This window comes from Parafannyhessea umbonata, from assembly GCF_900111255.1.
Lineage (GTDB): Bacteria > Actinomycetota > Coriobacteriia > Coriobacteriales > Atopobiaceae > Olsenella_J > Olsenella_J umbonata_A.
Genome location: NZ_FOGP01000001.1, coordinates 135,019 through 147,813 on the forward strand (window position 1 = coordinate 135,019; position 12,795 = coordinate 147,813).

The 12,795-nt window shown below is 64.7% G+C and carries 9 protein-coding genes; 6 read left to right on the top strand and 3 right to left on the bottom strand.

Annotated elements, in window-relative coordinates; genetic code table 11:
* Positions 1 to 245: 245 nt before the first annotated feature.
* Positions 246 to 1,652 carry a Na+/H+ antiporter NhaC family protein gene (locus BMY31_RS00675; RefSeq protein ID WP_078686365.1) on the bottom strand — a complete coding sequence of 469 codons (1,407 nt, stop codon included), beginning with the start codon at positions 1,650 to 1,652 and terminating at the stop codon, positions 246 to 248.
* Between the two features lie 251 nt (positions 1,653 to 1,903).
* Here BMY31_RS00675 and BMY31_RS00680 point away from each other — a divergent pair, with 251 nt between their 5' ends.
* From BMY31_RS00680 to BMY31_RS00690, 3 genes are all read left to right on the top strand, one after another.
* Positions 1,904 to 2,887, top strand: a complete 984-nt coding sequence (locus BMY31_RS00680; RefSeq protein WP_091007384.1) for a LysR family transcriptional regulator — start codon at positions 1,904 to 1,906, stop codon at positions 2,885 to 2,887.
* On the top strand, positions 2,887 to 3,855 hold the full coding sequence (locus BMY31_RS00685; RefSeq protein ID WP_091007386.1) for an RluA family pseudouridine synthase: 969 nt from the start codon (positions 2,887 to 2,889) through the stop codon (positions 3,853 to 3,855). The genes BMY31_RS00680 and BMY31_RS00685 overlap by 1 nt, the downstream gene beginning before the upstream one ends.
* 84 nt (positions 3,856 to 3,939) lie before the next feature.
* A complete protein-coding gene (locus BMY31_RS00690; protein ID WP_078686368.1) occupies positions 3,940 to 5,604 on the top strand; it encodes a 4Fe-4S dicluster domain-containing protein in 1,665 nt (554 codons plus the stop codon).
* Positions 5,605 to 5,623: 19 nt separating this feature from the next.
* On the opposite strand, the gene BMY31_RS00695 is transcribed toward BMY31_RS00690, so the two are convergent.
* Positions 5,624 to 6,277 carry an HAD family hydrolase gene (locus BMY31_RS00695; RefSeq protein ID WP_078686719.1) on the bottom strand — a complete coding sequence of 218 codons (654 nt, stop codon included), beginning with the start codon at positions 6,275 to 6,277 and terminating at the stop codon, positions 5,624 to 5,626.
* A 258-nt stretch (positions 6,278 to 6,535) separates the two neighbouring features.
* On the opposite strand from BMY31_RS00695, the gene aspS reads away from it, so the two are divergent.
* From aspS to BMY31_RS00710, 3 genes are all read left to right on the top strand, one after another.
* Positions 6,536 to 8,305 (top strand): aspartate--tRNA ligase, encoded by a 1,770-nt coding sequence (gene aspS / locus BMY31_RS00700; RefSeq protein ID WP_234970612.1) that lies wholly within the window; start codon positions 6,536 to 6,538, stop codon positions 8,303 to 8,305.
* 198 nt (positions 8,306 to 8,503) lie between these two features.
* Positions 8,504 to 9,742, top strand: coding sequence for a CapA family protein (locus tag BMY31_RS00705; RefSeq protein WP_180371315.1), 1,239 nt, complete (start codon positions 8,504 to 8,506; stop codon positions 9,740 to 9,742).
* Between the two features lie 241 nt (positions 9,743 to 9,983).
* Entirely contained in the window at positions 9,984 to 11,027 is a 1,044-nt protein-coding gene (locus tag BMY31_RS00710) for a zinc-ribbon domain-containing protein (protein ID WP_091007392.1), read from the top strand.
* A 198-nt stretch (positions 11,028 to 11,225) separates the two neighbouring features.
* Here the strand turns inward: BMY31_RS00710 and BMY31_RS00715 are convergent, their stop codons facing one another.
* Positions 11,226 to 12,695: a lipopolysaccharide biosynthesis protein gene (locus BMY31_RS00715; protein ID WP_257612292.1), complete on the bottom strand. Its 1,470-nt coding sequence runs from the start codon at positions 12,693 to 12,695 to the stop codon at positions 11,226 to 11,228.
* Positions 12,696 to 12,795 lie beyond the last annotated feature (100 nt).

The window sequence follows — 12,795 nt, forward strand, 5'->3', positions numbered from 1 at the left end:
GCTTTGCCCTAGCGCAAAAGAGAGGTACACGCACTTCTCGCTCGCCCCTCATTCTGCGACGCCTGGGTTCCGCGCTTCGGCGCGCCTGGTCGCGGGTGAGGGGCGAGCTCTCTTTGGAGGGGGCCTTCGCTGGGGCGCCTTCTTGGTCGCGTCGCGCCCGGAGCGTCTTTAAAAAGGGAGCGGCCCGAAGCGCAAGGGGGTGCTTCGGGCCGCAGTCAGGGGTCTTGTCATGTGGCGCCCTGGCGCTATGCCACCAGTCGCTCGGGGGGCGTCTTGTCTGCCGGCGTGAAGCGGCGGGCGTCGTCTCGCTCGTCGAGTCCCAAGATCCTGGCGGACCGGCCGTCCGCAAAGCTGGGATGACGGTGCTGGTAGATGGAAATGACCAGCGTCCACAGGGGGATGAGCACGCTGAGGTAGGCAAACAGGACGCTCTCGATGGGCATGCCCACGAAGGCGATGATGCCGATGCACGACGTCGACCAGGGCACGACGGAGGGGATGATCGCGGCGCTGTTCTCGAGGTCGAGCGCAAGGGCGCTCCCACCGTGCTCGCACTCGTCGCAGAGCTGCGCGGTGAGCATGAGGGCGACCACCTGGTCGCAGGCGATGGTGCAGGTCGCAATGCTGGTAAGAAGAACGCTGATGAACGGCGTCGAGTGGCGTGCGATCTTGTTGACGTAGTCGTGCAGGCCGAGCAGCAGGCCCGTTCCGGAGAACAGCCCCGAGTAGGTCGAGGCGACCCCGACGATGGCGATGATGTCGGCCATCGAGATGATTCCTCCGCCGTTGACCATGCGAGCGATGGCGGCGTTGTCGGACGCGTAGCCCATCACGAGGTAGCCGGGAATGCGCTCCAGGGGAACATGCTGGACGAAGATGCAGATCAGGAGGGCAGAAGCCAGGCTGACCAGCATGGTCTTCTTGACGTCCACGCGAGCGATGGAGAGCACAAGAATCAGCACAATCGGAACGATGACGATGGGTGAGAGGTCAAACGAGCTCGCGAAGCTCTCCTGGAACGAAGGGATCATCCCCGAGCCGGCCGCGACGGGGCCCAGCGCGATGTAGATGATGCACGCGGTGACGAACGGTACGATGCCCGTGCGAACCATGCGCTTGACGTTGTCGAAGAGCTGCGTGCGCGTGAGCGTTGCGACGAGTGCGGCTGCCGACGAGAGCGGGGAGCAGCGGTCTCCCACGAAGGCCCCGGCGATGATGGCACCGCCCACCATGGCGGGGTTGGCCTTCATGGCCGTCGCGATGGTCATGCAGATGACGCCGATGGTCGCGGACGAGGCATAGGAGCTTCCGGTGACCATGGACATGAACGAGCAGAGCAGGAACGAGATGATTACCAGCGTCTTGGGGCTGACGAGCTGCGCGGACCAGCAGGTGATGGCTGGAATCGTCCCCGCGACGCGCCACGATGCGGTGAGGGCACCGATGATGATGAAGAACACCAGCACACCGCCGATGGTCTTGACGCCCGAAAGCGCGAGCTTGAGGAGCTTGGCCGGCTTGTGACCGCGGTAGAGGCCGTATCCGCTGAAGAGGAAGAATCCCACGATGAGCGTTGCGAGCAGCGGCGTGTTCAAAACTATGCCTGCTACGAGCAATGCCGCAAAGACTATGAGCACAAGGGACTCGAGCATTTTTGATTTCCACCCCCGTCTTCCGGACTATGCCCCGCGCGTGCGCGAACTGGCAATCTGACGTCTGTCGCACAAGTAATCTACGGGTGTTGCTGTACTGCGTCCAACTGTTATATTTGATGCATCCAACAAGATCCGTTTGTAATTAGTGGATATGCATAGTGGCGCTTCTCATATGGAATGAAATCGCATGAGGTGCTGGATGCATGCGTAAAATGCTCTGTGCATAAGACCGACCGTTAGGGGGAGCCATGAACTTCACCTCTATGGACTACTTTGTGGCGCTGGCAGAGGAGAAGAGCTTCACGCGCGCCGCCGCGAGACTTGCCGTGACGCAGCAGACGCTTTCGGCTCACATCGCCGGCGTCGAGCGAGAGCTGGGCGTCCGCCTGGTCAACCGTCGCGTGCCTCTGACCTTGACGTATGCAGGGCAGGTCTTTTTGGGCTACGCCCAGCGCTTTCGCTCCCAGGAGCGTGCCATGCGCCAGGAGTTCTTGGACATTGCGGGCGACCAGCGCGGCCTTCTGGGCGTGGGGGTTGCCAGCACGCGCGGCCACATGCTCATGCCCCAGGCCATCTCGAGCTTTGGGGCCTCGCATCCCGGGGTCAACGTCCTTCTCCATGAGGATGAGAACGAGGCTCTGGTGTCGCTGCTGCGCGCGGAGAAGCTCGACATGGTCGTGGCCACCGTCCCCCACGACGCGCATGACCTCGAGGTGCACCGCCTCTATCGCGAGCAGGTGGTCCTGCTCGCCCACCAAGACCTGTTGGCTCGGGCTTTGGGGGAGGACGTCGAGGGCGTTCTCGGGCGCGTGGGGCGTACGGGAGACATGAGGCTCCTCGCCAGGCTTCCCTTCATGATGCTGGGCGAGAACGACGAGCCCGGCGACCTTGCCCGGCGCATGTTTGCCAGCTCGGGCGTCGAGCCGACCGTCCGCGTGTACTCCAAGAACTCCGAGACCCTTGTCGACCTGGCGGCCGAGGGGGTTGGTGCGTGCTTCGTGCCGTTCGAGCTCGCGGTGGATTCGATTAAAAAGCACGGCCGTGACCGGCTGAGGATGATCGGCCTGGGCAGGCGTGCCATGATTGACATCGACGTGGCCTGGCGCCGCTCGGACCACGTATGGAGCGTCGTGAAGGATTTCAACGACGTGCTGGTCGAGCTGTTCTGTCCGCTCCCGCACACCATTCAGGAGGAGCGCGAGCGGCTGACAGCGCGGGGAGGCAAGAAGTGATGGGGCATCTGCTCGAATACGTTGGCTCGAAGGGAGGCGTGGTCTTCTTCGACGTGGTCGCTTCGGGCCCGGCCGTGCGGGCGCTGCGCTCCGTGGGCCTTTCGAAGCCCGGCGCGGCGCGCGTCCTCGCGCAGGGGCGGCTGCGTCGCTCCGATGAGGTGCTTGCGCCGAATGCCTGCGCAGACGCTGGTGATCGGCTGGCCCTGACGCTTGCGACGGCGCCCGAGGCCTCGTCTGCCTCGCGAGTGGACGGCTTGGGAGGGGGTGGCGGGCGCATACCCCGCATCGTCTACCGCGACCGCTTCGTGTGCGCGGTGGACAAGCCCGCAGGCATCCTGGTGCACGGCGACGGCACGGGCGTGCCGACGCTGAGCGACCTGGTGGCCGCCTGGGCACGCTTCGAGGGAATCACGACCAGGGTGCAGGCATTGCAGAGGCTGGACGTCGAGACCACGGGCGTCACGCTCTTCTCGCTCACCGAGGAGTTCCAGCCAGCCTTCGACGAGCTCGTTGCCGGGCATGACATGGGCAAGCGCTATCTTGCCGTCGTGGCTGCCGGCTTCCCAAAGGGCGAGCGCGTGATTGACTCGCCCATTGGCAGGGACCGACACGATGCCCGCCGCATGCGCGTGAGCGAGGGCGGCAAGCGCGCCGTCACCCGCGTGCGAAAGCTGGGCGAGGAGAACGGACGCTCCCTGGTGCTTGCGTGTCTCGAGACCGGGCGCCGCCATCAGATTCGCGTGCACCTGGCATCGATGGGCTTTCCGATTGCGGGCGACACGCTCTATCGTGGGCCTCGCTCGCGCGATGGGCTCATGCTCCATGCGCTGGAGGAGAGCTTCGTGCATCCCGTGACCGGAGCAGAGGTGCTGGTTCGCAGCGAGTGGCCGCAGCGCTTCGAATCTCGGTTCTCGCGGGCGGAGTTCGGTGCAAAGGTTCATGATGGAGGGGTTCACATCGAACGTTAGCGGGCCCGACCGTCTTGGCGTGGGGGCGCCTTCGTGTTGGGCCATTCGTGCGGCACCTTGCCGTGCCGCGGAGAGGGGTACCTCATGCCCAACACAATGCGAGGCGTCTATACCAATCTCACTGACATTCGGCGCAACGTCTTCAGTGAGGTCGCGAAGATCTGCTATTCGATGGGGCCGGGATCCGGCCGAGACGACTCGAGCTTCGACAAGGAGTTCGACGAGCTCCCCTACAAGATCCTTCCCGGCGACGTGGCCACGTACCGCGAGAGCGTCTTCTTGGAGCGCGCCATCATTGCGGAGCGCATACGCCTGACGATGGGCCTCCCTCTTTCCTCCAACGACCGACCCAGCCGCGTGAGCGAGGGCTTTGCCGAGGCAGAGGAGTCTGACCAGGTCTACTACCAGCCTCCGCTCATCAACGTGATCAAGTTCGCGTGCAACGCCTGTAAGGACAACGTCTACGAGGTGACCAATGCCTGCCAAGGCTGCCTTGCGCATCCGTGTCGCGAGATCTGTCCCAAGAAGGCGATCAGCTTCAAGGACAAGAAGGCCTTCATCGACCAGGATGTCTGCGTGAAGTGCGGGCTGTGCGCCAAGACCTGTCCCTATCACGCCATCCATCACCATGAGCGCCCCTGTGCCGAGGCATGCGGAATGGGCGCCATCCACTCCGACGAGCACGGCCGCGCCGAAATCGACTACAGCAAGTGCGTCAGCTGCGGCCAGTGCCTCATCAACTGCCCGTTCGGCGCAATTGCCGACAAGAGCCAGATCGCACAGGTCATCTGGGCCATCGCGCGCGGCGAGGAGGTCATCGCGGAGGTCGCGCCCGCCTTCGTCGGACAGTTTGGCGCCAAGGTCGATGCGGCCAAGCTGCGCGAGGCCTTCAAGAGCATGGGCTTCAGCGGAGTCGAGGAGGTCGCCCTCGGGGCGGACCTCTGCACCGTCCAGGAGGCGGAGGACTTTCTGGAGGAGGTTCCCGACGAGCTGCCGTTCATGGGCACGTCCTGCTGCCCGGCCTGGTCGCTCATGGCGAAGCTCGAGTTCCCCGAGCATGCCAAGTGCATCAGCATGGCACTCACGCCCATGACGCTGACCGCGCGCCTGATTCGCTCCCAGCATCCCAACGCCAAGATCGTGTTTGTGGGGCCCTGCTCCGCAAAGAAGCTCGAGGCCATGCGCAAGACGGTCCGCTCCGAGGTCGACTTCGTCCTGACGTTCGAGGAGCTTGCGGGCATGATGGCCGCCAAAGGCATCGACTGCGCGGCGCTCTCGGGAGACGACGAGGGCGACTTCGAGGTCGCCTCCGCCGACGCGCGAAACTTCGCCGTCTCGGGTGGCGTCGCCAATGCCGTGGTCAACGCCGTCCACCGCAAGTACCCTGACCGGGAGGTCAAAGTCACCAGCGCCGAGGGGCTCAGGGAGTGCCGCGCGATGATGAAGGATGCGGTCAAGGGCAAGTACCCGGGTTACCTGCTGGAGGGCATGGCCTGCCCGGGAGGCTGCGTCGCCGGTGCGGGCACGCTCGCGGCCATCAACAAGTCGGCCGCCGCGGTGCGGCGCTATGCGAAGGCCTCCCCGCGCGAGAATGCCACCGACAACTCGTACCGCATGCTCCTGCCGATGCTCACGGAGGGCTTCACGAGGCAAGACGAGGACCGCGAGGTCGCGGAGTCCCTGGCCGCGACCACCGGTGAGGATGCGGAGGCCAAGGGGGCCGCGGCAGAGGAGCCGAAGCGCCCGTAGGTCGGGCCATAGACGGGGGCTAGTAGAGGAGAAGGGCCTCGGCCAGATCGTTGATGTCGTCCACGATGGTGGTGGCACCGCTGGCGGTGAGCTCTCGCCTGCTGCGGAAGCCCCACGAGACGGAGAGGCAGTCGATGCCAGCGTTGCGTGCGGTGTCTATGTCGACCTCCGAGTCGCCGATGTAGACGACGTCCTTGGGCGCAAGCTCCAGCTCGCGCATGACCGCGTTGACGGTGTCGGGGGCGGGCTTGCGACGAACGTCCTGTCGCTCTCCCACGACGGCGTCGAAGATGCCGGGGAAGTACTTCTCCACGAGGGCCTGTACGGCGAAGTCTCCCTTGTTCGAGACGACGGCGCGGCGTATTCCCTCGCCGGAAAGCACGTCGAGCAGCTCGACGATGCCGTCATAGGGCGCGGTGTGGTCGGCGCCGTGAAGGGCATAGTAGTCCTTGAACTCGGCGAGGACGCGGTCTTCGAGCTCGGATGCCGTCCCTTCGGGGCACGAGAGGTGAATCAGCGCCTGCATGCCGTTTCCCAGGAAGGAGCGGATCTCGTCCCGGGAGCGGATGGGCATGCCGTGCAGGGCGAGGGTGTGGTTGACCGACGCGTGAAGGTCCTCAAGCGTGTTGAGGAGCGTCCCGTCCAAATCGAAGATTGCTGCCCTGTAAGCCATGCCCATGCCTCTCTCGTGTATGTGGAGAAAAGCCTAGCACGGGGCGGGTGGCCCGACGGGGAAGCCCACATACCCACCATCGCTTTCGCGCCGCGCAAACGCCTTCTTGCGCCGCGGCGTGTGGATACCGCGCCGAGCCGTCCGCACGGGTCTCAGGCTGCTATTATGTGAGACCGCGCGACTCCGCGGTCTACGGCGGCGCGCAATCATCTGCTAGTCCGCCCGTCACGGCACGGGGCGGAAGACGAGAGGAAAGAAATGCCTTTTAGCATGCACACGCACACCTGTGGCGAGCTCCGCCGCGGGGACATCGGCACCGAGGTCACCCTTACCGGCTGGGTCTGGCGCCGCCGCGACCACGGCAGCCTGATCTTCGTCGACCTCCGCGACCGTGCGGGCTTCACGCAGCTCCAGTTCGATCCCGACGTGTGCGAGGAGGAGGCATTCCGCGCGGCCGAGACCATGCGCACAGAGTGGCCGATCCTCGTAAGGGGCGTCGTGTGCCCGCGCCCTGACGACCAGATCAACGAGTCGATGGTGACCGGCGAGATTGAGGTCCACGTCAAGTCGATGGAGATCCTGAACACCTCCAAGACGCCTGCGTTCCAGATCGAGGACCACGTCGAGGTCTCCGAGGACATCCGTCTTCGCTATCGCTACCTCGACATCCGTCGCCCCAAGATGATGGACAACCTCAAGCTGCGCTCCGACTTCACCTTCGCGCTGCGCCAGGCCCTGCATGACCGCCTGTTCATGGAGGTCGAGACGCCGGCGCTGTTCAAGTCGACCCCCGAGGGCGCCCGCGACTTCATCGTCCCGTCCCGTCTGCAGCCAGGCCGCTTCTACGCGCTGCCCCAGTCGCCGCAGCTCCTCAAGCAGCTCCTGATGGTCGGCGGTGTCGAGCGCTACTACCAGGTCGCCAAGTGCTTCCGCGACGAGGACCTTCGCGCTGACCGCCAGCCCGAGTTCACCCAGGTCGACGTCGAGATGTCCTTTGTCGACCAGGACGACGTCATGGGTGCCCTCGAGGACGTCCTGCACGAGGCCCTGGGCAAGATGGGCGTCGACATGCCCACGCCCCTGCGCCGCATGCAGTACTGGGACGCCATGGACACCTATGGCTCCGACAAGCCCGACACCCGCTACGGCATGGAGCTCCACGACGTGACCTCGATCTTCTCGAAGTCCCAGTTCAAGCTCTTCGCCGGCGCGGCGGCCGACCCCAACATGTACATCAAGGCCATCAACGCCAAGGGTGCCGGCACCTGGGCCCGCTCCAAGATCGACAAGCTCGGCGACGTCGCCAAGACCTTCGGCGCCAAGGGCCTCGCCTACGTCGCGTTCCGCGAGGACGGCAGCGTCACCAGCCCGATCGTCAAGTTCTTCTCGGATGAGGAGATGGAAGGCCTGCGCGCCGAGATGGGCGTGGAGCCTGGCGACCTCGTGCTGTTCGCGGTCGAGTCCCGCCTGAAGTGCGACGAGATCCTGGGCGGCATGCGCAGCCACATGGCAGACGTCCTGGACGTCAAGCGCGAGGGCCACGACTTCCTGTGGGTCGTCAACTTCCCGCTGCTCCACTGGGACGAGGAGACCCAGCGCTACGAGGCCGAGCACCAGCCCTTCACGCTTCCCACCGAGACCGATCCTAAGAAGATCATGGAGCATCCGCTCGAGGTCGGCTCCTACACCTACGACTTCGTCATGGACGGCTTCGAGGCCGGCGGTGGCGGAATGCGCATCCACAACGCCGAGATGCAGATGGCCATCCTCAAGATGCTGGGCTTCTCGGAGGAGAGCGCCAAGGAGCAGTTCGGCTTCGTCATGGAGGCGCTCGAGTTCGGTGCGCCTCCCATGGGCGGCTTCGCTCTGGGCCTCGACCGCGTCTGCATGCTGCTGGCCGGCGCGGACTCCATCCGCGAGGTCATGGCGTTCCCCAAGACCACGTCTGGCTCCGACCTCATGAGCGACGCGCCTTCCGTCGTGTCGCCCGCGCAGCTCAAGGAGGTTGCGCTGAGCACGCTCCAGTAGACGGGCCCGCGCCGCCTGCATTTGAGTTGCGGCAATGGACGACGCCCAACCGAGCCCCTCGAGACGACGAGTCCCGAGGGGCTTTTTCCTGCGCGCCCGCTCCTCCGCGATCGATGCCGCAGGGCGGACGGTCGATTGAGGTTCCGCCAGGTCGCGGATATCATGTGGGCAATGTGGCGACGGCGGGGGAGGAGCGCGATGGGTTCCGACGGACTTGACGAGCAGAAGGGCGCCGGTCGAACGGTCCCGCGCGTTGTGCTGGTCCTGGGCACCCTTGCCTGCCTTGCGGCTCTCGCTCTGGTCGCGTGGGGATTCGCGCTGGGCCTGCGGCCGAGCCGGGACGTGCAGGCGCCCTCTGGCGAGCAGGTCGCCACGGTCTGCGAGGCCTCGCTCGCTGACGAGCCCGGCGTCGACATCAGCCTGACCATGGTGGGGGACGTGCTGATGCATGAGGGCGTCTACACCACGGGCATCCAGAGCGACGGCAGCTACAACTACGATCATCTCTTCGCCAACGTCGCCCCTCAGCTGGTGGGGCAGGACATCAAGGTGCTCAACCAGGAGACCCCTCTGGGCGGAGACGTTGCTCCACTTTCTGGATACCCCTGCTTCAACGGTCCGCAGGAGGTGGGCGACGCCGAGGCGCGGGTGGGCTTCAACGTCATCCTCAAGGCGTCCAACCACGCCATGGACTCCGGCTATCCGGCCCTCTCTTCCGAGCTGCGCTTCTGGAGCCAGAGGCATCCCGACGTCGCGGTCATCGGGGCGGCTGACCCAGATTCGGGCCAGGCGCCAGATGGCGTGCGCATCTTTCGCAAGGACGGCTTCAGCGTGGCGCTGCTGAACTACACCTACTCGCTCAACGGCATTCCCGACCCAAAGGGATCGGTCTCGATGCTGGAGGAGGGGCACGTGCGCTCCACGATGGCCTACGCTCGCGAGCACGCCGACATGGTCGTCGTCTTTCCGCACTGGGGCACCGAGTATCAGACGGAGCCCACCCAGGAGCAGCGCCGGTGGGAGAAGGTCTTTGCGGACTGCGGTGCGGACGTCATCATCGGCGCGCACCCTCACGTGCTTGAGCCCGTCGAGACGTTCCAGACCGCGCGCGGCATACGGGGGGTCTGCTTCTTCTCGCTCGGAAACTTCGTGAGCACGCAGGAGGACGGCAACCGCCAGGTGGGCGGACTTGCCAGGGTGGTGCTTCACAAGGACGCCGACGGGGCTTGCCGGGTTGCCTCCTATGAGCTTCGGCCACTGGTCACGCACCGGGGCCGTGGGACGAGCATGACGACGTACCTGCTGTCGGACTACACCGACGACCTTGCGGCGAGCGCGGGATCGATCTGCACGCCCGAATGGGTTCGGGACTACGTAGCCTCCGTCTTAGGGAACGGTTACGACCGAGAGGCCTGCGCGCTTCGCGTCGAGCTGTAGGTGACATCGTCTTGCTCGGTCGCCTGAGCGTTCGAAAATGAGCTAGAAAACTGCAGTTCAGGGGTCCATGCTGGTTCAATTGGCGAAACTTGCTAACAGATTGCACGTATCTGTCTAATAGATTGCACGTATCTGTAACACTTCGCGATGTATCCTAAGAAAACCGGGACTTCGGTCCCACACCATCTTTCCTGTCGTTTTGCGGGGGAGATGCGACCGTAAAAAGACGATAGGAGGATGCATGTATTGCAAGAAGTGCGGGGCGCAGATCGCGGACGATTCCCAGTTCTGCCCCAGCTGCGGCACCAAGGTTGACGCGGTTGCCGCCGCAGACGCTCCCGCTGCACCCAGCCCCGTTACTGGTAGCGAGACTGCCCCGGAGACGTCGCAGGCGCCTGCCGACGAGGTGGCCCCCGTTGTGGTTCCCGCTCCCGTTTCGCCCGTAGAGTCCGACGCCGCCCAGCCTGCGACCGAGGTTGCGCAGCCCTTCTCGCCTGCGCCCGAGCAACCGACCGAGGTTCAGCCGACGACCGTCCAGCCGACGACCGTCCAGCCGACGACCGTCCAGCCGACGACCGTCCAGCCGACCCCGCAGCCCGCTCCCGGCGCGCCCGTCCCCCCTGTCCCCGGTGCTCCCGTGCCCCCGGCAGGTCAGGTGAACCCCGGCCAGGTGCCCGCTCCCGGCCAGATTCCCCTGAGCAGCGAGCCCAAGAAGGGCAACGGCAAGAAGATCGCCATCATCGTGGGAATCGTCGCCGTGCTGGCCATCCTGCTGTACATGGCGTTCGGCAGGCCCAAGGACACCTACTCGAGCAACGGCACGTCTGACCCCGGCCTCACCAAGATCGAGGACTCCATTGGCGACGACGACAGCAAGAGCGACTCGAAGTCGGACACCAAGACCGAGACCAAGACCGACACCAAGACCGACACGAAGACGCCTGCGACCGCTGATCCCATCGTCTCCACCTGGAACATCACGGCCATCATGAACGACGGCGATGTCACCGAGACCCCCGATTCCATGATCGGCGACTCCTATCTGAAGTTCGACGCCGACAACACCGTTTACATGTACATCGGTGACGAGGGGCACCACGGCACCTGGTCCGTCGAGACCAACGACGAGAGTGGCACCACCTACACACTCGACTTCGGCGACGGCTACAAGAAGCTCTATGCCTTCTTCAACGAGGATGACACCACCGACGAGAACCTCTACGTCATGATCGAGGGCGACTCTGACTCTGGTCTGCGCTGCGTCAACGCAAACAGCGAGTCGTAAGCACGAGCTTACATAGCTCTCGCAAGGCAAGGCTGAGGCGGGGCGGGCCACATGGCTCGCCCCGCCTTCTTTTGTGGCGGCCCGCCGTCCCCATGCTGTCCCCGGTGCTTTTCCCGAACTTGAGGAGCTAGGAGGACGACGCCTCCGTAGTCTTCCCAGACGCGCCTCAAGCGGTCGTGCACGTGTTTCTACCTGCGATTAGAAGCTTGGTGGATTGAGGCGGATGCGCACGTACTGGACGATCAGCAGCGCCAGCAGGACGACCATGACCGTCACGTAGGCCCAGACGGCCCCATCGAATCCCATCGTGTTGATCAGCAGCAGCGAGGCGAGCGTCACGTAGCCAAAGCCGATGCCGTAGGCACCCGTGGCCTTCTGCTGCTGGCGCAGGACCGTGATGATCTGATAGAGGAAGTCGATGACCGCCGAGAGGCCTCCGGCGACGATCATCAGGTATTGGGCGTTGCGATACGGCTCAAAGCTGGTGCCGTAGAGAAGACCCGTAAGCGGGATGCCGATGACAGCGGCCACGACGAGGGAGGCTGCCGTGTAGATTGCGGTGCCCAGCACCACGGCGATGACTATGAGGTCGAAGCGCTTGCGGTGGTTGGGGTCCGCCCAGATCTTCGCGAGGCGCACGAGCTGGGGCTTGTACGCGAGGCTCACGACGATCAGGATGCTCTGCGCGGGGAAGTAGATGGCGTTGAAGAAGAGCTGGCTGTCGTAGCCCAGGCTGCCCTCCATCACGAACTTGGGCATCGCCTCGATGAGCGCGAAGAGGAATTGGGCCAGAAACGCGGGGAAGCACTCCCTGAACACCTCGACGATCTCGGTGAGGTCCCAGCTGCGCGAACGGGGCGTCTCGAAAAGAGTAAGGGGAATGGTTACCAGCGCCAGCGAGGCCAGCGAGGCGACTGCCATCGCGACGCTTGCGGTGGGCACGCTGTGGGTGACCAGCAAGGCAAAGGAGAAGATCACGATGACCGCCGCCGAGCGGACGATCTGCGAGACGCCTGCGAGGTAGAGCTTGTCGAACTGCTGGAGCCTGCCCTCGTAGACGTCGGCGAGGGCGTCGACCATGCGGAATGCGAACGTGCCAGCGCAGATGACGAGCATTTCTCCGCCATAGCCGCGCAGCCTGCAGTACAGGTAGCCCACGCCGAGCATGAGCGCGCACGAGGCGAAGCGCTGGATGCAGTAGGACGAGAAGGAGTCCATCTCGTCGATGTCGGACACTTGGAACGTGCGGACGCCGTAGTTGCCGATGAACTGCAGGAGGTTCGCGATGACGAAGGCCATGGAGAACATGCCCGCGCGCTCGGCTCCGACAAGTTGGGTCGCGACGATCGTGAGGATGGGGAAGAGGGCGCCCCAGACGCCGGAGCCCAGCGAGTTGTACAGGTAGTCGCGCTTGGTGTTGTGGGCACTGTACTGCGCGGTCTGGTTTGCGAGTGACCCTGAGTAGACGGCGCCGATCAGTCGGTCCCACCAGTGGTTGACCAGGCGCGTAAGCGCTCCGGTCTGCCCGGGGGACTGCCGTCCTGCCTCCGTCTGCGCGCGCAGGCGAGCCTCGCGCAGGTTGTCGGCGGGACTCGGCGTGTGAAGGGGCGCGTGACGGCGCGCGTTGGCTCCGAGCGCGCCGTTCAGCTGGTCAAGAGGATTTCTCATACTGCTCCTGCAGACTGTTTGACTGTGGTCGGGCTTCCGCCGAGCGGGATGCCGGCGGTCAGGCACTTCTCTGCATTTTAGTGTTCATGGCAGCGTCGCT